Annotated in this window: 16 protein-coding genes and 1 tRNA gene; 7 read left to right on the forward strand and 10 right to left on the reverse strand. The window is 34.9% G+C overall.

The genetic code is table 11. The features are described 5' to 3' along the window. Positions 1-8: 8 nt before the first annotated feature. The 4 genes from AC6CH4_RS00625 (at position 9) to AC6CH4_RS00640 (ending at position 2,635) form a co-directional block, all read left to right on the forward strand. Positions 9-599, forward strand: coding sequence for a Crp/Fnr family transcriptional regulator (locus tag AC6CH4_RS00625; RefSeq protein ID WP_498099244.1), 591 nt, complete (start codon positions 9-11; stop codon positions 597-599). A gap of 184 nt (positions 600-783) precedes the next feature. After that, the gene (locus AC6CH4_RS00630) at positions 784-1,092 is read left to right on the forward strand and encodes a GNAT family N-acetyltransferase (protein WP_498099246.1); all 309 of its coding nucleotides are present in this window, start codon (positions 784-786) and stop codon (positions 1,090-1,092) included. Beyond that, a complete protein-coding gene (locus AC6CH4_RS00635) occupies positions 1,082-1,957 on the forward strand; it encodes a pirin family protein (RefSeq protein WP_498099248.1) in 876 nt (291 codons plus the stop codon). Before AC6CH4_RS00630 ends, AC6CH4_RS00635 begins: the two co-directional genes overlap by 11 nt. A gap of 39 nt (positions 1,958-1,996) precedes the next feature. Then, complete coding sequence (locus AC6CH4_RS00640) at positions 1,997-2,635, forward strand: isochorismatase family protein (protein WP_498099250.1); 639 nt, start codon at positions 1,997-1,999, stop codon at positions 2,633-2,635. Positions 2,636-2,781: 146 nt separating this feature from the next. Here the strand turns inward: AC6CH4_RS00640 and AC6CH4_RS00645 are convergent, their stop codons facing one another. From AC6CH4_RS00645 to AC6CH4_RS00665, 5 genes are all read right to left on the reverse strand, one after another. Further along, on the reverse strand, positions 2,782-3,684 hold the full coding sequence (locus AC6CH4_RS00645) for an ROK family protein (protein ID WP_498099252.1): 903 nt from the start codon (positions 3,682-3,684) through the stop codon (positions 2,782-2,784). 77 nt (positions 3,685-3,761) lie between these two features. Next, complete coding sequence (locus tag AC6CH4_RS00650) at positions 3,762-5,222, reverse strand: glycoside hydrolase family 125 protein (RefSeq protein ID WP_498099254.1); 1,461 nt, start codon at positions 5,220-5,222, stop codon at positions 3,762-3,764. Positions 5,223-5,226: 4 nt separating this feature from the next. Beyond that, positions 5,227-7,509: a GH92 family glycosyl hydrolase gene (locus AC6CH4_RS00655; protein ID WP_498099256.1), complete on the reverse strand. Its 2,283-nt coding sequence runs from the start codon at positions 7,507-7,509 to the stop codon at positions 5,227-5,229. 131 nt (positions 7,510-7,640) lie between these two features. Then, positions 7,641-9,914, reverse strand: coding sequence for a GH92 family glycosyl hydrolase (locus AC6CH4_RS00660; protein WP_498099258.1), 2,274 nt, complete (start codon positions 9,912-9,914; stop codon positions 7,641-7,643). Positions 9,915-10,298: 384 nt separating this feature from the next. Continuing rightward, complete coding sequence (locus AC6CH4_RS00665) at positions 10,299-11,309, reverse strand: LacI family DNA-binding transcriptional regulator (RefSeq protein WP_498099260.1); 1,011 nt, start codon at positions 11,307-11,309, stop codon at positions 10,299-10,301. Between the two features lie 318 nt (positions 11,310-11,627). On the opposite strand from AC6CH4_RS00665, the gene AC6CH4_RS00670 reads away from it, so the two are divergent. The 3 genes from AC6CH4_RS00670 to AC6CH4_RS00680 all read left to right on the forward strand — a co-directional run bounded on the left by AC6CH4_RS00670 (position 11,628) and on the right by AC6CH4_RS00680 (position 13,892). Continuing rightward, positions 11,628-13,154 (forward strand): ArnT family glycosyltransferase, encoded by a 1,527-nt coding sequence (locus tag AC6CH4_RS00670; RefSeq protein ID WP_498099262.1) that lies wholly within the window; start codon positions 11,628-11,630, stop codon positions 13,152-13,154. 1 nt (position 13,155) lies between these two features. Beyond that, the gene (locus AC6CH4_RS00675; RefSeq protein WP_498099264.1) at positions 13,156-13,692 is read left to right on the forward strand and encodes a DUF4269 domain-containing protein; all 537 of its coding nucleotides are present in this window, start codon (positions 13,156-13,158) and stop codon (positions 13,690-13,692) included. Between the two features lie 127 nt (positions 13,693-13,819). Continuing rightward, positions 13,820-13,892, forward strand: a tRNA-Met gene (locus tag AC6CH4_RS00680). Positions 13,893-14,325: 433 nt separating this feature from the next. On the opposite strand, the gene nagA is transcribed toward AC6CH4_RS00680, so the two are convergent. From nagA to AC6CH4_RS00705, 5 genes are all read right to left on the reverse strand, one after another. After that, complete coding sequence (nagA, locus tag AC6CH4_RS00685; protein ID WP_498099266.1) at positions 14,326-15,450, reverse strand: N-acetylglucosamine-6-phosphate deacetylase; 1,125 nt, start codon at positions 15,448-15,450, stop codon at positions 14,326-14,328. 10 nt (positions 15,451-15,460) lie between these two features. Continuing rightward, the gene (locus tag AC6CH4_RS00690) at positions 15,461-16,609 is read right to left on the reverse strand and encodes an exo-beta-N-acetylmuramidase NamZ family protein (RefSeq protein ID WP_498099268.1); all 1,149 of its coding nucleotides are present in this window, start codon (positions 16,607-16,609) and stop codon (positions 15,461-15,463) included. Positions 16,610-16,855: 246 nt separating this feature from the next. Then, a complete protein-coding gene (locus AC6CH4_RS00695; RefSeq protein WP_498099270.1) occupies positions 16,856-18,160 on the reverse strand; it encodes a serine hydrolase domain-containing protein in 1,305 nt (434 codons plus the stop codon). Positions 18,161-18,164: 4 nt separating this feature from the next. Then, on the reverse strand, positions 18,165-20,669 hold the full coding sequence (locus AC6CH4_RS00700; RefSeq protein ID WP_498099272.1) for a beta-N-acetylhexosaminidase: 2,505 nt from the start codon (positions 20,667-20,669) through the stop codon (positions 18,165-18,167). Between the two features lie 4 nt (positions 20,670-20,673). Next, entirely contained in the window at positions 20,674-22,155 is a 1,482-nt protein-coding gene (locus AC6CH4_RS00705) for a glycoside hydrolase family 10-like protein (protein WP_498099274.1), read from the reverse strand. Between the last annotated feature and the right edge of the window lie 4 nt (positions 22,156-22,159).

Below are 22,159 nucleotides of genomic sequence, written 5' to 3' on the forward strand. Positions count from 1 at the left end.
TGACTCAAATGCTGGAACAATTTAAAAAATATATCATAGATAATACGGGTATCTCAGAGACCGAGTATAAAGAATTAGAACATTTAGCCTATTCGCTTAAAGCAAAAAAAGGAACCCTTTTATTAAAGGAAAATCAAATTTGCAACAGAGCTTTTTTTGTTTGCAAAGGAATGTTGCGTTCCTATACTGTAGATGAAATGGGAAAGAATCATATCATTCAGTTTGCTTCTGAAAATTGGTGGATTGCAGATCGAAGCAGTTTTTATTTTGATGAACCTTCAGAATTATTTATTGATGTAATTGAAGATGCTGAAATCGTTTATATCAATAAGGAATTTATTAAAACTGCAGAAAAAGTTTCGAAAAACTTCGCCTCTTTTAATGCCCTGGCTCTGCAAAAAAACATTAGACAGATGCAAAAAAGAATAAACTATTTATTGGCCGCCACTGCCGAAAAAAAATATTTAGACTTTATAGAAACACATCGTGATATTACTTTTAGATTACCACTTCAAATGATCGCTTCTTATCTTGGCATTACCCCTGAAAGCTTAAGCAGGGTCCGAAAAGAACTAGCAAGAAAAAACTTCAAATCGTAAGATACTTATCATCTTTATCGCTGTTTCAAATTAAATTTTGAAACCTTAATGCCATTACTGCATTCCTTCCCGTGTACAAATTTATTTTTGTATTCAGGCATTTTCTTCCTTTTGTATTTCTTATCATAGATCAAGTATTTCCTTTTTTATCCAAAGTAATTTTACAATACTAAAAAATTACACCATGGAATACGCAGTTCTAAACAACGAAAAAAACAAACGCTTCGAAATTCATTTAGACGGAAAGATAGCGTTTGAACAATATAAATTGTTTGATGGAGACATTTCGTATATCCATACCGAAGTTCCATCGGAATTACTAGGAAGAGGAATAGCAGGCTACATAGCAAAATACGTTCTGGATTATGCAGAAGAGCATCATCTTAGAGTAAAACCTTATTGTCCTTATATAAAATCTTATATAGACAGACATCCCGAATATCAGGCTAACTCATTGTTTCACAATAAAGAATCACAGCAAAATGAAAACTAAAAAAATAGAACAAGTATTATCACCACCTGCACCACATATGGTAGGCGATGGTTTTAGGGTACATAATTTTATTCCGTACGGAAAAGGAATGAGCATGGAGCGAATGAGTCCGTTTATCATGATGGATTATAATTCGAAATTTTATTTTTCGCCCACCAAAACAGTAAGAGGTGTTGGAGTGCATCCGCACAGAGGCTTTGAAACAGTTACAATCGCTTATAAAGGAAAAGTAGCACACCATGACAGTTCCGGAAATAGCGGTGTAATTGGCGAAGGAGATGTACAATGGATGACTGCCGCATCCGGAATTCTACATAAAGAATACCACGAAGAGCAATTTAGCAAAGAAGGTGGCGATTTTCAAATGGTCCAACTTTGGGTAAATCTCCCGGCAAAAGATAAAATGACAAAACCCAAATATCAGGGAATTGCTAACAATGAAATCAATAAACACGAACTTCCTGATAACGGCGGGATTATAGAAGTAATTGCAGGTGAATATAATGGAACTTCAGGAACAGTGACAACCTTTACCCCTGTGAATTTGTTTAATGCAAAACTAAACAAAGACGTATCGGCAGCTTTTAATTTTCCGGCGAATCACAATTCTGCACTACTTGTAATTGAAGGAAGCATCAGGGTTAATGACAGTAAAAATGTGCCAACAGATCATTTTTTATTATTCGGAAACGAAGGTGAGGAATTCACTATCAAAGCACTTGAAGATAGTATTGTACTCCTTTTAAGTGGAGAACCTATCAATGAGCCAATAGTTGCTCACGGTCCTTTTGTGATGAATACAGAGGAAGAAATTATTCAGGCCATTAACGATGTAAACATGGACAAATTTGGACATTTAGCATAAATACTATAAAACTTAACAACAACAAATAAATTTAAAAAAATGTCAGTAGTAACCAGAATTAATTCAGATGACGTAGCCATCCTGCTTATCGATCATCAAAGTGGTTTGTTTCAAACTGTAAAAGACATCGATGTTACGGCATTGCGTAACAATGTCACCACGTTAGCTAAAATTGCAGCCATAGAAAATATTCCTGTAATAACAACTGCTTCAGAGCCAAATGGTCCGAATGGTCCTTTAATGCCTGAAATTCATAAATATGCTCCTCATGCTGTTTATGTACCCAGAAATGGAGAAATAAACTCCTGGGATACTCCGGCATTTGTTGAAGCTGTGAAAAAAACAGGGAAGAAAAAATTAATTATCGGAGGAGTATTAACCAGTGTATGTGTCGCTTTTCCATCTATATCAGCGGTTTCAGAAGGCTACGAAGTCTTTGCTGTTATTGATTCCTCAGGAGATATGAGTACTTTGTCATCACAAGCCACCATTGCAAGATTATCACTAGCAGGCGTAATACCAATAAGCACAACAGCCGTTTGCAGCGAAATTCAAAAAACATGGAAACGTCCTGATGCTTTACAATTTGCTGAAGCCTACTCTAGCGTTATGCCAAATTATCAGGCGGTAATTGAAAGTTTTCAAAAAGCAGAAAGTGTGGGATTTTCTAAAAAGTAAAAGCGTTACTAATATATAAAAGCTCAAAAAACAGAAATAATTAGTTTGGGGTTAGTTTTTTCATTTTTTGGTAGCCTGACAGCATCATTTTTTATGATGCTGTCTTGGTTTACTATAAGATGTCCATCTAAATTTTCAGTCCAAAATTAAACTGCATAAAGCATACTCGCCGCACCTAATAAAGCCGCAGCTTCATTATCTGTAGAAACCGAAACGATAATTTCAAGGCCTGATTCCTTAATTTTTTTCTTGAAACTTTCCAGAAAAAATTCGCTTGCATTAGCTATTTTTCCGCCAATAATAAAACTATCAGCTTCAAATTTTTCTAACCATGGAATAGCAACTTCTGCCAAATTTTCTCCCATTGCTTCGAATACTTTTATGGCAACTTTATCTTCGGCGACAGCCAGATTAAAAAGCTCTAATCCATTATTAAGATTTTTTCCAGTTAAATTTTTATAAGCCGACAAAAGACCTCTTGCAGAAACATAATCTTCAGCAATGCCATCTTTATAAGGAATATTGTAAATTTCCCCATCTGCAGGAACCAATTCTCCAGAAACAATTGAAACTCCTTTATCGATGAAACACGCCCCAAGTCCGGTTCCGAGTGTTACGGCCATCACCTTTTTAGAAAGATTTGCCGAATCTTTAAAAACTTCACCTTTTCCAAAACAAACAGCATCATTTTCAAAAAGGATGGGAAATTCACTGGAAAGGTTAAGACTGCCCTGAAATAAATAACGAACATTTAAACCATAAAAATGTTCATACTTTGATTGGTCTTTTATCCAGCAGAGTCCGTTCGTATAATCAAACGGGCCTGGCATACATACAGCAAGTCCTTTTATCTCTTCTACTTTTGAATTTTCGACTGAAGTACGAATCGCTTTTTCCCAAATAGACATGACCTGATTCACCGGCAAATTAGAATCAAAAGATTCTTTATGCAGTGAAAAATCAATCAGTTTCATGTTTACAATATCTATAATCGCTGCGGTAATATGTGTTCCTCCAATGTCTATTCCTACGGCATATTCTTTATTCATCTTATTTTTTGAATTGAACCATTAGATATTAAGAACTAATACTTAATTTCCTGATGGCATATTTTAAATTTTTAATTTTAGATATTCTTATCTTTTAAAATCTGAGGATATTTGATACTCGTATGAACAATCATTTCTCCAAAAAGCGTATTTGCCCAGGCAAACCATTTTCGGGTAAACTTAGCTACATCATCTTTATGAAATGATTCGTGCATAAAACCAGTATCTGCATTTGTTTTAATCAAATTACTAATACAGGCTTTAATCTCTTTTTCATCTACACTTGTAATTGCTCTCAAAACAATACTCATTGGCCAAATCGTATCAGCTCCAGTATGCGGCCCGCCGATGCCTTCCCCAGCTTTTCCTTTATAGAAAAATGGATTATTTTCTGAAAGCACTACTTTTCGGGTATTTAAATATAAAGAGCTATCAGGTTCAATTGCTCCTAAATAAGGTAATGACAATAAAGATGGAACATTGGCATCATCCATCATATGAAAACTGCCGTATCCGTTTACTTCAAAAGCAATGATTTTACCAAATTTTGGATGATCAATAATTGCGTTCTCCTCTAATCCTTTTTGAACCTGCTCTCTTAATTCTTTCGCCTTAGCCACCAAATCTTTGTCTAACATTGACGGCAAAGAGAAGATTTCGATTAAATAACCCAATACTTCAATCGCAAACATATTACTTGGAATCAAGTATCCAAACAAAGTACTGTCATCACTTGGTCTGAAAGTAGAAACAATCAATCCGCAAGGTTTTACCGGATATCCATAACCTCCTAAAGGTACGCCATCTGTTGCCCAGGCAGTTTCACGCTGAAAAGTATAAGGTCCTTTATCATGCCAGCGTTGTTGTTCTTTGAAAGTTTGTAACACTAAAAGCATCGCTTCTTTCCATTTGCTGTCGAACAAACTGGTATCACCGGTTTCTTTCCAGTATCCATGCGCCAATCTTATTGGGTAACAGAGACTGTCAATTTCCCATTTGCGTTCGTGGATACCAGGCTGCATTTTGGTCATGTCATTTTTCCACTCGCTTATTTTGGTGAAATCTTTATAAAAAGCATTTGCATAAGGATCCAGCAAAATACATTTGGTTTGGCGGTTGATTACTCCTTTTACCAATTCTGCCAGTTTTTTATCTTCTTTTACAAACGGAATATAAGGCCAGATTTGGGCTGTACTATCACGCAACCACATTGCATCAATATCTCCGGTGATTACATAAGTATCCGGTTTTCCATCTATAATTTCAAAATCAACTGTAGTATCCAGCGTGTTTGGAAAACAGTTTTCAAACAACCACGCCAGTTCCGGATTTGCAATTTGTTTTTTAATTCTGGTAATTGCTGCTTCAATGGCCGGACTTGTAAATTTACGCTCTGCTAATGGAGGTCTTTTGCTAATAAAATCTTTAAGGGCAAAATTGAAAGCATCCGATTGCATTCCGAAAACATCGGTTTGAATTGCCAATAATCCTGCTGAAAAAATTCCCGTGTTTTTTATAAATTTTCTACGTGATTGCATAGTATTATTTTGAAGTTGAATAAGAATATGGAAAGGCACTTGTTGATGTTCCTCTTTGTAAATTTGGCTCGCTTGTCATATCAAAATTTAATTCACCACCTTTTAAGACATCAAAATGGTTGATGAAATTTTTAGAATAACCTGCATTGTCCCATTTTAAATCCTGAACATATTTATTGGTTTCAGAATTTTTTGGAGCATTTATAATCAGCTGTTTTCCGTTTTCTAATTTCAGGGTTAATTTCTTAAACAATGGTGCTCCCAAAACATATTCGTCCGTTGCCGGGCAAACCGGATAAAATCCCATGGCAGAGAAAATATACCAGGCTGAGGTTTGTCCGTTATCTTCATCACCGCAATAACCATCCGGAGTTGGTTTGTACAAACGGTTCATTACTTCTCTTGACCAATATTGTGTTTTCCAGGGTTCGCCAGCATAATTATACAAATAAATCATGTGCTGAATAGGCTGATTTCCATGCGCATACTGACCCATATTCATAATCTGCATTTCACGAATTTCATGAATAACGGATCCGTAATAACTGTCATCAAAAACTGGAGGTGTTGAAAAAACGGCATCTAGTTTAGCGGTGAATTTTTTCTGTCCGCCCATTAAATCAATTAATCCCTGAACGTCATGAAATACGCTCCAGCTATAGTGCCATGCATTTCCTTCTGTAAAAGCATCTCCCCATTTAAACGGATTAAAATTCGGAGGAAAGCTTCCGTCTTTATTTCTTCCACTCATCAAACCAATTTCAGGATTATACAGCTTTTTATAATTCATCATTCTTTTCTCGAATACACTGATTTCCTTTTTAGGACGATTTAATGCTTTCGCTAATTTCCAAATTGCAAAATCATCATAAGCATATTCAAGTGTTCTGGCTGCGTTTTCATTAATTTTCACATCATACGGAACATATCCCAAAGTATTGTAATAAGAAACTCCTGTTCTTCCAACAGCATCCACAGGTCCTTCATTATTGGCGCCATGAACTAAAGCTTCATATAAAGTATTGATATCGTATCCACGCAAACCTTTCATATAAGCATCTGAAACTACGGAAGCCGAATTATTCCCGACCATTACATTTCTGAAACCAGGACTTGACCATTCCGGTAAAAACCCGCCTTCTTTATAATCATTGATTAAACCTTCCTGCATTTCTTTGTTTACAGAAGGATAAACTAAATTTAACAAAGGATAAAGGGCGCGGAAAGTATCCCAAAAACCAGTTCCGGCGTACATATAACCTGGCAAAATATTTCCATTGTAAGGACTATAATGCACTGTTTCTCCTTTTGCATTTATTTCGTATTGCTTTTGAGGGAAACAAGTGGTGCGGTACAAACAAGAATAAAAGGTTTTTAATTGCTCGTCATTGTTACTTTCTACGGCTATTTTATCAAGGACTTTATTCCATTCTTTTTTAGAGGCAGCTACCGTTTCATTAAAAGAAGCATTTCCTAATTCTGATTTTAAATTCAGTTCAGCTTGTTCAGGGCTAATAAAAGAAGAGGCTACTTTTACATTAATGATTTCTCCTTTTTTAGTTTTAAAACCAACCACTGCTCCTGCATGATTGTCCTGTAATTCTAATTTATCTTTTTCTAAACCTTTATCATTCCAAGTCGAATTAGATGCAAATGGTTTATCAAAAACCAAAACAAAATAGTTTTTGAAATTGGTTGGAACTCCCCCGCTGTTGCGCGTTGTATAACCGATGATTTTATTTTCAGAAGGAATAATTTTGACATATGAACCTTTATCGAATGCATCGACTACAATAGAAGATTGCTCGTTTTCAGGAAATGTAATCTGAAAATGTGCTGCTCTTTCTGTTGCTGTAATTTCTGTAGTAACATCATAATCTGCCAGATAAACACTGTAATAATAAGGTTTTGAAACCTCAGCTTTATGACTGAACCAGCTTGCTCTGTCTGCTTCGGCAAAAGCCAATTTACCCGTTACCGGCATAATCGAAAACTGACCGTAATCGTTCATCCATGGTGAAGGCTGATGTGTTTGCTTAAAACCTCTAATTTTTTCGGCTGTATAAATGTAAGCCCATCCGTCTCCCATTTTACCGGTTTGCGGTGTCCAGAAATTCATTCCCCAAGGTCTGCAAATTGCCGGATAAGTATTTCCGTTTGAAAGACTGTGCAAAGATTGTGTTCCCATTAATGGATTCACATATTCAACCGGATCAAGGATTTTATCCTGCGCATTTGCAGCTAAACACTGTATTAATCCTAAAAAAATTAAACTCTTTATTTTCATAATTAAATGCTTTACGCTTTAAGCCGTAGGCTGTAAGCTTTAAACTTGACTAAATTTACACCTGCAAGGTTTTTGAAACCTTGCAGGAAATTATAATTGTATATCTAAAATCTGAACTCTTAAATCTAAAATTATAGAGGTCTGTCTTCTTTTTTCGCTCCAAAAATTGTCGACGGTTTACTTCCCATATACAATTTCAATTCTCCGCCTTTCACAATCATATCGTGTGTGATATACGATTTTGTGTACAGTTTTCCATTGTATTCTGCTTTCTGGATGTACATATTTGAAGCGCTGTTATCAACTGCTTTTACTGTAAATGAAATTCCTTTTTTATGATGAATTACGGCTTCGTTTACCAATGGACTTCCAAAAACATAAATTCCGTTTGTAGGATTAACCGAATAGAATCCCATTGAAGATAAAACGTACCAGGCAGACATTTGACCTAAATCTTCATTACCACATAATCCGTCCGGTTTTGTCGAATAGAATTTATCATCAATTTCTCTAATTAATTTAGCTGTCTTCCAGGGTTCTCCGGCGTAGGCATACAAATACGGGATGTGGTGATTCGGTTCGTTTCCTTGTGCATATTGCCCGATCAGACCGCTGATATCCGGTGAAACTTCTTCTCCTTCTACTTTATCTGTTATTAGAAAAAGTGAATCTAACTTGGCTAAAAATTTACTTTCACTTCCAAATAAATCAATTAAACCATAAGGATCCTGTGGAACCAGCCAAGTATATTGCCATGCATTCCCTTCAACATAATCGTCTTTACGGTGTGCAGAGGAAAGTGGATTAAAAGGAGTTCTCCAATTTCCATCAGTTAATTTACCACGCATAAAAGTGGTTTCTTTATCGAAATAAAGTTTGTACAAATTGGCTCTTTTTGTGAAATAGGTATAATCTTCGGTTTTGTTTAGCGATTTTGCCATTTGCGCTACGCAGTAATCATCAATAGCGTATTCTAAAGCATTTCCAACCGTTTCCAGCATTTTATCAGCCGGAATATATTCTAATTTTTGCACGTAATCCATTCCGTCACGTGTTTGCATTGCCGTTTTTTTGATGGCTTCGTAGGCTAATGCCACATCATAATCTCTGTACCCTTTTAAATAGGCATCAACTATAACAGCAATCGAATGGTTTCCATTCATCGTATTGGTTTCATTCCCCATTAAATGCCAAACCGGTAATCTTCCCTGCTGTTGGTAAATAGCCAAAAATGATTTTACAATGTCATTAATTTTATCCGGCTGTGTGATGGTGTATAATGGATGTAAACCTCTGTAAGTGTCCCAAAGTGAAAAAGTTGTGTAGTTCGTGAAGTTTGCTTTTTCGTAGACTTTTTTATCCGTTCCTCTGTAATCTCCGTTTGCATCATTAAAAATAGAAGGTGCAAAGGCTGTATGATACAAGGAAGTATAAAAAACTTTCATCGTTTTATCGTTGGCCTTGATTTGAATTTTGCTTAATTCTTTATTCCATTTTGATGTTGATTCCTTGACTATTTTATCAAAATCCCAATTCGGTATTTCGGCTTTTATATTTGCGGAAGCGTTCTCATAACTCACCGGGGAAATTCCAACTTTTACTAAAACCTGTTTGTTTTTTAAAGAAGCAAAATCTAAAACAGCTTTCATTTTTAAGCCTTCATCTTCATTTCCTGAAACAGCTTTTTTATCATCATAAAGTGCCAAACCCGAAAGTGGTTCAGAAAATTCCATCGCAAAATAGACACGCTGATCCGTAGCCCATCCTTCTGAAAAACGATATCCGACAAGGGTTGTTTCATTTATTTTTTTTATAAATGTTTTTACCGGTTTGTCCCAGCCCACACCATCGGCAAGGTCTAATAAAACATGAGAATCTGTAGCAGAATTGAACGTATATTTATGAAAACCAACTCTTTCGCTGGCTGTTAATTCGGCTTTAATTTTATATTTATCCAAGAAAACGCTATAATAACCTGGTTTACTTACTTCGTTTTCATGCGAAAAATAAGAGCCATACCCGTTCACCATATCTTCTTTTGTGCCTTTAAAAAGAGGCACTTTTCCAGAAACCGGAAGCAAAAGAATATCATTTAAATCCCCGATTCCCGTACCGCTCAAATGCGTATGCGTAAATCCTAAAATAGTATTACTGGCATAATTGTATCCGCTGCACCAATCCCAGCCTTCAAAGATATTTACTGGCCCTAACTGAACTGCTCCAAAAGGAACATTCGCCCCTACAAAAACGTGACCATGACCTGCAGAACCAATAAACGGATTTACATATTGGGTGTAATCTGAATTAGTTTTAGTCTTCCTTTCCTGTGAAATTAACGAATTAGCAGAAAATAGGCTTAAAGCTAAAATTCCTATAACCGCTATTTTATGGTATTTTGTAAACATATTCTATTTTTTTATTGACTTATGTAATGGAACTCGGATGACACGGATTAAAACAGATTTACGCAGCTCTTTTTAAAACCTTCCTCTCTGGCTTAATCGGTGAAAATCATAAATTTAAAAATAAGCCGGGAGGTACAGGTATTCCTACCCGGCTTAATTCAAACTAACTAACCAAAATTTTTAAACTATTCCTTATTCTATATCTATTTGTTGTTTATAATCTAATCTCTCTATTCTTTTATAATTACCAATTTCAGCCTCCTTTTTAAAAAAGCAAAATAATCAAATTTATAAAGTTTGCTTCTAAACAAACTAAAACGATTTAGTGAAATGACTAAAAAAAACGAAACGTTTTCTTTTTATCTTTTAAATTTTGCAACTAAATCAGACAGACTCTCTAATAATCAAATTACCTTTTTTCAAACGTTTTTCAACTTCAAATGTTTCTATATCTGTCATTTGACTCATTAATAATTGTATGGCATTAATCGCAATATCTTCAATTGGCTGTGCAATTACACTGATTGTGGGTGTATGCAATTTAAAACTATCATGATCATCAAAACTAATAACCGATATATCTTCAGGAATTCTAATTCCCATTCCCCTAAAGGCCTGAAGACCTGCCAATCCCATATAGTTGGCTAAAAACAGAACAGCATCTATCTTAGGATTTTTATTGAAAAAATTTACAAGTTCTTCAATTCTTGTTTCTTCATTGCTATGATAATTTACATGAAGAACAAGCGATTCATTGTACATACCTGCCTCTTTTAAAGCATCTCTGTAACCATCTTCTCTTAATGTCATCTGAATCATTTCAGACGTAATATTAACAACAGCAATATTTTTACAACCTTTGTTTATCAGAAATTTTGTGGCCGAATGAGATGCTTCATAATTATCCATTACAACATGACTCACACTTTGTCCGGGAAAATATCTATCGACTAATACGACAGGTTTCTTCAATTTTAAAAGAAGATCAATTTTATCTTCCAGTTTTTGTGTCGGTGTAATAATAAAACCATCTACGTTTGCCTGCAAAAGACTATGAATCAATTCTTCAGAACGTTCGTCATCATCTCCTGTGCTACAATAAAAAACCCGGTAATCTATATTTTTAGCCTCATCTTCAATGACTCTTGCCAGATCAGCAAAAAACTGATTCGAAATATCCTCAACAATAAGCCCGATTGATCTTGTTTTTCCAGTTCTTAAACTGGTTGCAATCATACTAGGTCTATAATTAAGTTTAGCAGCAATGTCCTGCACCTTTTTAATAACTGCAGCGCTGATTCCCATTTTCTCTCCTTTACCATTAATGACGAAAGACACAGTAGATATTGAGACTTCAGCCTTCATAGCAATATCCTTTATAGTAATCTTTTTCATTGAGAGAATTAGTTTTGTTAAGCGTTAAATATACACAAATATATACTAAAATGGAATTACTAAAACGATTTTGTAAATATTTTTTAAATAAATCGCTTTTTTTGAGTTAATATAAAACACTATTCTCAGTATTTTCCAGCCTTTCGTGCTGAATTAAGGCTAATTTCATCTTAAAACACTCATTTCTATAAAATAAGTATTTTCAAAATTGTTGTTTTCTAAAACTGGAATCAATCATAACTTTTATCCTAAATACAAAATAAATGATATATTAGCTAAAGAATTCATAACACTTAAGTTATTTATAGCAAAACCTTTATGACCAAAAAAACTATAATGCTAATCGCGTTTATCTTCCTAAAATTCATCCTGCAAATTGTCTTGTTAAGTCCGGAATATGATTTACAACGTGATGAATATCTGCATCTCGATCAGGCACATCATTTGGCTTGGGGTTATTTATCAGTTCCACCAGTCACTTCCTGGTTTTCTTATTTGATATTTTTACTTGGGAATTCTGTTTTCTGGATTAAATTCTTTCCTGCACTTTTTGGTGTTTTGACTTTAGTAATTGTCTGGAAAACCATCGAAACAATTAAAGGGAATTTGTATGCTTTAGTTCTTGGAGCCACATGTGTCGTATTTTCATGCCTGTTACGATTAAATATGTTGTATCAACCCAATTCACTAGATGTTTTATGCTGGACGACTTTTTATTATGTTGTTATTCAATACATCACAACCAAAGAAAAAAAATGGTTTTATATAGGAGCAATTGTATTTGCTTTTGGTTTTCTAAACAAATACAACATTCTATTTTTGCTTATTGGCCTCTTACCTGCCCTTTTACTTTCTAATCAAAGAAAGATTTTAGCAGAGAAAAAACTCTATTTTGCCTTGATTTTGGGATTACTGTTGATTCTTCCCAATTTATTATGGCAATACAATAATCAATTCCCGATTGTACACCATATGAAAGAATTAGCAGAAACACAACTGGTTAATGTCGATCGTATTGATTTTTTAAAAGAACAGTTGTTGTTTTTTATTGGTTCTTTCCTTGTTATTCTTTCAGGATTATATGCTTTGTTGCTTTACAAACCTTTCGCAAACTATAAGTTATTTTTTGCTTCAATAATTTTTACATTAATCGTTTTTATTTATTTCAAAGCAAAAGCATATTATGCAATCGGCCTATATCCTATTTACATCGCTTTTGGTGCTGTTTTTCTTTCTGACATTTTAAATTCAGGTTGGAAAAGATATTTAAAACCCATTTTTATTCTGATACCCCTATTGCTATTTATTCCGATGTATAATTTGGCTTTTCCAAACAAAAGTCCAGAATCTATAGTAAAACATCCCGAAAAATATAAAAAAATGGGAATGCTTCGTTGGGAAGATGGAAAAGATCATGCGTTACCACAAGATTTTGCTGATATGTTGGGATGGAAGGAACTTGCCCGTAAAACAGATTCAGTTTATGCTTTGATTCCAAATCCGGAGAAGACATTAGTACTCTGTGATAATTACGGGCAAGCAGGCGCGATTAATTATTACTCTAAAAAAGGAATTAAAGCAGTTTCTTTTAATGCCGATTACGTAAATTGGTTTAATCTCGATGTGAAATACAAAAATGTGATCAGAGTTATAGAATACGAAGAAGCTGAAGCTGAATTTAAAGAAACAAGTCAGCATTTTCAATCTTCCGCCTATGTCGGTCAAATAACAAATAAATATGCTCGAGAATATAAGACATCCATTTTCACTTTTATAAATGCCAAAGTTGATATTAATAAAATAATACAACAAGAAATCAAAGAAGTAACAGATTATAGCAAGTAAAATGGTTGACTTTAGCAATATTGAATATTTAAAATTCGGAAATCAGAAACAAATTCTGGCTTATGATATCTTAACCCGAAATACTATTTTATTGAATATTGCTGAATTTGAACCTCTTTTAGTCGGCACTATTCCGATAAATATTGCTATTGAAAACAGCGATCTTGATATTATTTGTTACTGGAAAAACAAAACTGATTTTAAAGCTAAAATTCAATCTGTTTTTGGGAATGAAAGAGAATTCAAAATTCGGGAAACGAAAATCGATAATCAGGAAACTATTGTAGCCAATTTTAAAATTGATCCTTTTGAAATTGAAATCTTCGGGCAAAACATTCCGACAAAAAATCAAAATGGGTATAAACATATGATTATTGAAGACCAAATTCTGACATCAAAAGGCGAAAACTTCCGGCTAGAAATCATCAAACTCAAACAAAAAGGTTACAAAACCGAGCCCGCTTTTGGTCATTTACTCGGTTTAAAAAACGATCCTTATCTGGAATTACTGAATTACAAAATTGATTCCATTACCTAAATCACCATCCTAAAAACCTTAAACAACTGTTTGTTAAGAAGTTATTAAACTTTTCCGTGCATAAAAAAATATTTCTGTAATTCCTTGCCATAACCGTATTTACTGCTTATCTTTGCACCCGAAACATCGCGGGATAGAGCAGTAGGCAGCTCGTCGGGCTCATAACCCGAAGGTCACAGGTTCGAGTCCTGTTCCCGCTACTAAGAAAAAGCTTCAGAGAAATCTGGAGCTTTTTTTGTTTTAATCGATATTCGTCGGGCTCATATCCGCCCCGGCGGACACAGGTTCGAGTCTTCGCTGTGGCGAACTACTAAGAAAAAGCTTCAGAGAAATCTGGAGCTTTTTTTGTCTTAATCGATATTCGTCGGGCTCATATCCGCCCCGGCGGACACAGGTTCGAGTCTTCGCTATGGCGAACTACTAAGACAAAACTCCAGATTTCTCTGGAGCTTTTTGTTATATTTATAAAGTAAAATGCACATGCAATTAAAATCAAAAACTTCCATAATGACACTTTTTTTAGCATCTGTATGGAAGTCTAGATAAAAAATAAAAACCTTTTTTATATACTTTGATATTGAATTGATGATCGTAAGTAGATATACTACGAGCGTGATTTTATGAAATGGTTGATTAACTCTTAGAAAAATTCAAAGTTTCAATTTCAGATAAATCAGCATTAAATTTGACAAAACTGGCAGGAAATCCAGTTTTTATTTTACCATATTTATTTTCTAAACCAATCGCACTTGCTACATTCGAAGTTGCCATTTTAATAGCGTCGTCAGCTGAAACATTCAAATGATTATACGCGTTTTGAACAGCTTCTGACATTGAGATTGTGGCTCCGGCCAAATTACCCTCATCATTTCTATAGAAACCATCTTCGAGATGAGCATCAAAATTATCCCAATTGAAGTTGGCTACTTTTCGGCCTAAAAATGTAGCATCACTAATCAAAAAGAACTTGTCCTGTTTTAATTTGTACGCCAGTCTTGCTGCCGCATAATCGCAATGTGCGCCATCTAAAATAACCGGGGTAAATACATTTTCATTTTCAAGAGAAGCTCCAACCAAGCCTGGTTCACGATGCCCAAACTGTGTCATCGCATTAAATAAATGTGTTACGAGTTTTATGCCTTTTGAAAAATAAACCTGAGCTTCTTTATAGGTAATAGTTGAGTGTCCTATCGAAATTACGATCCCACTTTCTAATAACATATTCAGTTGTTCGTCTGTAAAACATTCCGGTGCAATTGTGATCACCTTTATGACATCTTTTCCATATCGAATAATATCTTCAAGCTCTTTATTGGTTGGTTTTCGAACCTGATCAATACTATGCGCTCCTCGTCTTAACGGATTTAAAAATGGACCTTCCAAATGCATTCCGATCACGCCGTTATCGTATTTTTTTCTATAATTTCGAACAGCTTCAATTCCTTGCAAAATCGTTTCATTAGATGATGATATTAAGCAAGGAAGTACGTGAGTGGTTCCGTATTTCAGACTTGTATCATAAATATCCTGAATGGTTTCTTCAGTTGGAGTCTGACTAAAATAGCGTTTTTCTCCACCGTTTATTTGAATGTCTATAAAACCTGCTGCAATATGTTTTCCTTGTAAATTAATTGTTTCAATATCGTTTGGAATCTCTTTTTGAACGGAAAGAATTCTTCCATTTTCTATAATAATAGTTCCGTTATTGATTATTTCATCACCAGTATGAACAGTTGCATTGACAATCGCTTGTTTCATTTTTATAATTTTATTTTTCATTGTAAATAAGATACGGCTTTCTCATTTTTTTGAAATTTTGCAAACCTTCTTTCCAACTGTTTCTAATTTCTTCTTCTGATATTCCAGCTTCAATTTGCTGTTGTAATTTTTCATTTCCGGCACGTATCGAGAACTTTCTTTTGTCGAAAAATTTTGATTTATCTGCCGTTGACTGATACGCTTTAATCAGCCATTTAATTTCCAGTTTATTGATTCTTGGAATCGCTGATAAATCCTCTCCATTGCATTCTACTCCATTGTATAAAGGATCTTTGTCTCCAAAATTAGATTTTGGCGTAAATGCAAAATTACTTTTTGGCAAGTAAGGAGAACCATAAATTTGGAATTGTTTTTCGGTTCCACGCCCCATACTGACATTCGTACCTTCAAAAAGACATAAACTTACATATAAATTGACAGACTGATCGTTTGGCAAATTAGGAGAAGGTCTCACAGGCAAACTATAACTGCTGTTTCTGTTGTAATTCAGACAAGGAATAATAGTCAACTTGCACTGAATTCCATCTTTTAGCCATTTTTCTCCATTGATCATTCTGGCTTCCTCACCCAAAGTCATTCCGTGAAGCAAAGGTGTTGGATGCATACCAATACCGCTTTTAAAAGCAATATCCAAAACAGGACCATCTACAATGGCAATGTTAGGATTTGGACGATCTAAAACAATAAGTGGTACGTTATTTTCAGCACAGGATTCCATTATTCGGTGCATGGTAGAAACGTAGGTGTACAATCTTGTTCCAACATCCTGCAAATCAAAAACCATGATATCAATTCCTTTCAATTGTTCCGGAGTTGGCTTATTGTTTTTTCCGTAAAGAGAAACAATCGAAATTCCCGTTTTTGCATCAACTTCATCAGATACATGTTCGCCCGCATCTGCCGTGCCACGGAAACCATGTTCCGGAGCAAAGATGCTTTTTATCTTCACTTTTTTCTCTACCAAAAAATCAACCAAATGGGTTTTACTGTCAATAATCCCTGTCTGATTGGTTACTACACCAATCGTTTTCCCTTTGAGCAAAGGCAAATATGCAGTATAATTCTGAGCTCCCGTTTTGATGTTTTGTGCAAAAGATACTGTTGATATCAGTATGCAAATTAAGATTAGTTTTTTCATAGTGTTTAATTTTTTTTTTTGCCACGAATTGCACAAATTTCCACAAATTTTTTCACGCAGATTTTGCAGATTTCAGCAGATTTAATTTAAAAATTTATTATCTGCGTTTATCTGTTAAAATCTGCAAAATCTGCGTGAAACAAAATCCTTTTTAATCCTTTAATCTGTGGCAAATACTTCATTTAAATTTTCTTAACAGCAGATTTAAATTCGTGGAAATTTGTGCAATTAGTGGCAAACCTTTTTTCAATTATTGATTTGTCTCCAAATTTTTGCACTAAAATCATCTTTGTATATTAATCTGTTGGTTCGAGTTGGATTTACGCGATTGGTCAGAATAATTAAATATCTATCATCATCTGGATTCATAAAGAAAAAAGTTCCGGTAAAACCGGTATGACCAAAATCATTTTCTTTATAAAATTCGTCGGGTTTACGTTTATCAAAACCTAATCCGCGGTAAATTCCTTTTTGGGCAAGGGGCGAATTAGTAAACTCCTTAATTACTTTTGCCTTTAGAATTTGTTTCCCGTTATACTTTCCATTATTCAACAGCATTTGACAAATCACCGAGATGGATTCGGCATTTGCAAATAAGCCAGCATTTCCGGAAACACCTCCAAAAATCGCAGCGGCTTCATCATGTACATAACCCTTAATGGTATCTTTTCTGAAAAAATTATCGATTTCAGTTGGTATCACATTTTCCTCAGAAGTCCATTTTAAAGGATTGTATCCTATTTTTGAAATCCCTAATTCGGTGTAAATTTCTTTAGCTAATTGATCGAGTTTTAAACCTGTTTTGGCCTGAATCATTTGTTGTACCAAAATCAGATTTAAATCGCTGTACAAATATTTTCCTCGCTCATTTGTATTCGCTGTCGCTATTTTATCATAAACCGTTTTGTAAAATTCGGGATTTAACCACATGTTTTTATAAATCTGAACATAGTTCTGTTTCGGCGCGAAAGAAAGATAATTAGAATCGTAAACGATATTTTTATTTACATACATCGTATCAAATAAATCAGGATAATTATCTGATTTATTATCACTTAACAAAGGCGATCCATCAGGTGTCGACAAAAGACTTTGATAAAAAGTAATACTTGGTTTTAGGCCTGTAGTATGCGTCAATAATTCAAAAAGCGTTAAATCGGTAATAGCTGTGTTTTTGTACATTGCCACTACATCTCCCAATTTGTCATCTAACTTTATTTTATCTTCTCCAACCAAGCGCATGGTTACCAGAGTCGCTCCCAAAACTTTAGACATAGAAGCCAGATCATAAACGTCATCTGCTTTAACTTTTTGCTTTTTTGAATAATCATGATAACCATAATTCTTCTCTATAAACACAGCATCTTTGTTACCAACAATAATTTGTGCTCCCGGAAAAAACCCTTTTTCGAGTGCATTATTCATCATCGAATCGATATAAACTTCATTTCGTTTTACATCAAAAGACTCCTTTGCATTTTTCTGGGAATAAGCATTCATTCCTAAAAAAATCAAGAAAACAAATACAACTTTGATCGATATTTTTTTCATAATCCTAAGGGTTAATTCTTAAATCCTGAGCAGCCATAAGCGGCTCATTATTGGTTCCGGTAATCGTAATTTTAACTGCTTTTACAGCTTGTTTTGGATAAATTGATGCATTTCCGTAATCAAAATTATCTCCTTTTACAAAATTAACACCTTCATATGAATATTCAACGTAACCATTATTAACGATAAATCTTGGGTGATGCGGAATTCCTGTCAACACATCAATTTTTGAAGAAATTACAGGATTAGTGAAGGTATACAAAATCCAGTCGCCATTGGCACAAGGAACGTCTGTACGCAAATAGGTTTCTGCATTGTAATCTTCTAATTTCGAAATCGGGAACTTAGGATTTTCAGCCATAGATGAAGTTACTTTTACCTCTGGTTCCTGATACGGTGAACAATTGAAATTTACTTTGGCAGCAGATTCTTTTGCTTCTTTATTTTCAACTGTAAAATCCAGTCTGTAGGTATTTTTATCGTTGTAATTTTCAATCACAAATCGCAAACGCGGCTTTAACTTTAAAACATTTTCTTCAGAATAAGTTTGGATTAATTTGTCATTTTCAAAAAGCGAAACTGCTTTGATAATGCCATTATTGGTTTTGTCTTCTGTTGGATTAAAAGTCAGGTACCAAATTCCGTTTTTATCTACTTGCTCAGAGATATTTTCTGAGATATTTAAAATTTCAACTTTTGAAGTATTCCAATTGGCAACTGGCAATTTCTCCACTTTTACAGCTGGACTTACCGTGTAGTCATTGAAAAAAGTACGGAACAAATACTTCTCATACTGTTTGGTCTGAATTGGTTTAGTGTACAAAGGAGATTGATTTGTAGGTTCATTTCCTTCTGCATCATAACGAACAATCGCTCCTTCATAAGGCGGCGTAACGGTGATGTTTCCGTCTTTATAAATGGCAGCTGGTGGAAAATCTCTAAAAGCAATTCCCATATTAGCCAAACGTTGTAAATGACTTCGGGTCAATCTCCTATAAAAATCATCCCAATTTTTATCTTCTTTTCGTGACCATCCAATTTCTGACAAGGCCGAAATTCTTGGATAACTTTGGTATTCCATAATTCGTGCAGGGCGATCTAAATATTCGCTCCACAAACCTCCCTGGACTCCTTTTATATTTTTTTGCTGATCGGGTGTTAAATCATTTTCCGGAATGGGTTCAAATGAATATGCTCTTTTGGTATCGGTAATGGCAGCCCAGCGATGACCACGTTCGTTTTCAGACTGCGCCATATCAAAATAAGTATACTGTCCCGGCATCATAATGGTTGGATGTCCTTTTTTAGCAGATTCTATTCCGTAACTAATTCCTTGCCATGCAAAAATTTGCGTGTTCGGACTCATTTCACCTCCTTTAAGAATTTCGTTCCAACCGGCCGTTTTTCTATTGTATTTTTCTACGATTTTTTCGACACGCTTAAAGAAATAATTCTGAAGCTGAAAAGTATCGGTATAGCCTTCCTTTTCCATTAAAGCTCTACATTTTGGACATTGTTCCCATGTAGCTCTGTTCACCTCATCTCCTGCAACATGAATATAATCAAAAGGAAATAGTTCTGAAAATTCCCTAATAATAGAATCTAAAATTTGATAGTTTTCTTCACGACCCACGCACCATACATTTTTCACTTCTCCCTGAACACTTTTTGTTTCCTGAGTAGTTACACAACCAACTTCCGGATAGGCGGCGGTTACTGCTCGCGAATGTCCCGGGATTTCAATTTCGGGCATAATAGAAATTCCACGATCTGAGGCATAGGAAACCACTTCTTTTATATCTGCCTGCGTATAAAAACCTCCGTAACGTTTGTCTCCAGAACCGTAAGATGGCAGCAAAGCTTCTCCTGGTCCTCTCCAGGCTCCTTTTGTTGTTAAATCCGGCATTGATTTAATTTCGACTCTCCAGCCATTATCATCCGTAAGATGCCAATGAAAAACATTCATTTTGTGTGCGGCCAGCCAATCAATATAATTCTTAACAGTTTGTTTGTCAAAAAATTGTCTTGAACAGTCCAGCATCATACCACGCCAGTCAAAACGAGGATAGTCTTCTATTTTTACAAATGGAATTGTTCCTTTTTTTACCTCTCTTGCAGAGCACATTTGCAATAATGTTTGAAAACCATTGAGTACTCCATTTGGCGATTTCCCTTTTACAAGAACTCCTTTTTTAGTTACACTCAATTTATAACCATCGTTTGGGAGGCTCATTTTTTTATCTACCAAGAATGCGATTGTATTTTTTTTCTGTTTATTTCCAATAGCCACAATCGGGGTAATCCCTGTATTTTTTAAAAAAGAAGCGGCTATGAAATTAGCACTTTTTTGTGCTTTTTTGTCTACAATAATTTGTACCGATGGCGGCATTACAAACACGCCTTCTTTCTGCTCTACTTTTACAGGCTTCGGAATTATATCCAGTTTTTGAGCCTGTACAATACTGAGAGAACTCAAGAAAATGGCAATTAGCAAGATACTTTTTCTCATCTTTTTATTTTGTTATAAATTGTATGGGACTACTTTCTGTTTGAGTCTGACTTAGAGCAGAAACGGCAAATACATAATTTTCAAAATCGCTGCCCTCAGCTTCAAACTTTGTAGCTGTTGTTACGTAATAAATATTCTCCGCATTAGAAAAATCGGTTATTTTTCCTTTCGGAAATCTATAAATCACGAATTTCTTGTCATTCGCCCCAGCGATCCATGTCAAAAGTGTTTTGCCTCCTTTTTTTGCGATCAAAGCATTTGTTGGTGGCTGTGGTTTTATTCTTGTAATTCTGTTTGCTTCGGGTGTTAAGGCGATATATTTATATTGCTTTTGAAGGAGTGGTTTTCTAAGGGTATCACCTTTTTTGAGAAAAGTATTTGCTGTAAAATGCATCGAACCGTCTAATAAAGGCATAGTCCGAATCATTTCGATTTGCTTCACAATTTGATCCGCACTTCTCCATTCAGGTTCTTTGGCTGTATTTGAAATTTTGTAATCGCCGTGACCGATATAAACATTTGCCCCGTATTTGTGAGCGGCCCACCATTTTGCCAAAACTTCAAAATTAGCTCTGTCAAAACCAATGTGCCAATACAGTTGTGGCGTTATATAATCGATCCAGTTTTCTTTTTGCCATTTTAAAATATTCGCATACAGATCATCATAATTTGTAGCTCCGGCCACTGTATTTGAACCTTCTGAATCTTTAGCAATATTACGCCATACTCCAAAAGGTGAAATTCCGAATTCGACTTCTGGTTTATTTGCAATGATGGTATCTCTTATTTGTTTAATAATCAAATCAACATTGTCTCTTCTCCAATCGTCTTTGTCCTTAAATTGGCGAGGCTCTTTGGCAAACGCTTTTTGATCTGGAAATTCTTCTCCTGTAATTTTATAAGGATAAAAATAGTCGTCCATATGCACCGCCTGAATATCATAATTTCTAACTATTTCGCCCACTACAGACGAAACAAAATCTCTCGTTTCTTTATAACCCGGATTAAAATATCTTGATTTTCCGTACGTAAGAAATAGCTCTGGTTTTTTAAAATACAAATGTGTTTTTGCAAGCACTTCTTTGGTAGTATCTTTCTGTACACGATACGGATTAAGCCAAACATGCACATTCATTCCTCTTTTTCCGGCTTCATCAATCATCAGCTGCAATGGATCAAAACCAGGAGCGACGCCCTGAGTTCCGGTTATCCAATGCGATGCCGGTTCTTTTGTTGATTTGTAATAAGCATCCGCTGTAGGCCGAATTTGAAAAATTACCGTATTCAGGTTATTAGATCGCAAATTATCCAGAATAGTAATCATTTCAGATTTCATTTGTTTGTCTGACAATCCCGGTTTTGAAGGCCAGTCAATATTATCAACTGTCGAAATCCAGGCGGCACGCATTTCTCTTTTTGGTGATTCCTGACTGAAAAGTTTCGTCTGGAACAACAGTATTAGGAGTAAAATTTTTAAGTTTTTCATAAGT

The sequence above is a fragment of the Flavobacterium sp. GQ95 genome, assembly GCF_059758655.1.

What these genes read in the sequence shown, in the direction of transcription:
- AC6CH4_RS00660 (WP_498099258.1), bottom strand. Translation starts at nt 9,914, where the DNA reads ATGTTTACAAAATACCATAAAATAGCGGTTATAGGAATTTTAGCTTTA.
- AC6CH4_RS00670 (WP_498099262.1), top strand. Translation starts at nt 11,628, where the DNA reads ATGACCAAAAAAACTATAATGCTAATCGCGTTTATCTTCCTAAAATTC.
- AC6CH4_RS00700 (WP_498099272.1), bottom strand. Translation starts at nt 20,669, where the DNA reads ATGAGAAAAAGTATCTTGCTAATTGCCATTTTCTTGAGTTCTCTCAGT.
- AC6CH4_RS00655 (WP_498099256.1), bottom strand. Translation starts at nt 7,509, where the DNA reads ATGAAAATAAAGAGTTTAATTTTTTTAGGATTAATACAGTGTTTAGCT.
- AC6CH4_RS00625 (WP_498099244.1), top strand. Translation starts at nt 9, where the DNA reads ATGCTGGAACAATTTAAAAAATATATCATAGATAATACGGGTATCTCA.
- nagA (WP_498099266.1), bottom strand. Translation starts at nt 15,450, where the DNA reads ATGAAACAAGCGATTGTCAATGCAACTGTTCATACTGGTGATGAAATA.
- AC6CH4_RS00635 (WP_498099248.1), top strand. Translation starts at nt 1,082, where the DNA reads ATGAAAACTAAAAAAATAGAACAAGTATTATCACCACCTGCACCACAT.
- AC6CH4_RS00690 (WP_498099268.1), bottom strand. Translation starts at nt 16,609, where the DNA reads ATGAAAAAACTAATCTTAATTTGCATACTGATATCAACAGTATCTTTT.
- AC6CH4_RS00665 (WP_498099260.1), bottom strand. Translation starts at nt 11,309, where the DNA reads ATGAAAAAGATTACTATAAAGGATATTGCTATGAAGGCTGAAGTCTCA.
- AC6CH4_RS00640 (WP_498099250.1), top strand. Translation starts at nt 1,997, where the DNA reads ATGTCAGTAGTAACCAGAATTAATTCAGATGACGTAGCCATCCTGCTT.
- AC6CH4_RS00705 (WP_498099274.1), bottom strand. Translation starts at nt 22,155, where the DNA reads ATGAAAAACTTAAAAATTTTACTCCTAATACTGTTGTTCCAGACGAAA.
- AC6CH4_RS00650 (WP_498099254.1), bottom strand. Translation starts at nt 5,222, where the DNA reads ATGCAATCACGTAGAAAATTTATAAAAAACACGGGAATTTTTTCAGCA.
- AC6CH4_RS00675 (WP_498099264.1), top strand. Translation starts at nt 13,156, where the DNA reads ATGGTTGACTTTAGCAATATTGAATATTTAAAATTCGGAAATCAGAAA.
- AC6CH4_RS00630 (WP_498099246.1), top strand. Translation starts at nt 784, where the DNA reads ATGGAATACGCAGTTCTAAACAACGAAAAAAACAAACGCTTCGAAATT.
- AC6CH4_RS00695 (WP_498099270.1), bottom strand. Translation starts at nt 18,160, where the DNA reads ATGAAAAAAATATCGATCAAAGTTGTATTTGTTTTCTTGATTTTTTTA.
- AC6CH4_RS00645 (WP_498099252.1), bottom strand. Translation starts at nt 3,684, where the DNA reads ATGAATAAAGAATATGCCGTAGGAATAGACATTGGAGGAACACATATT.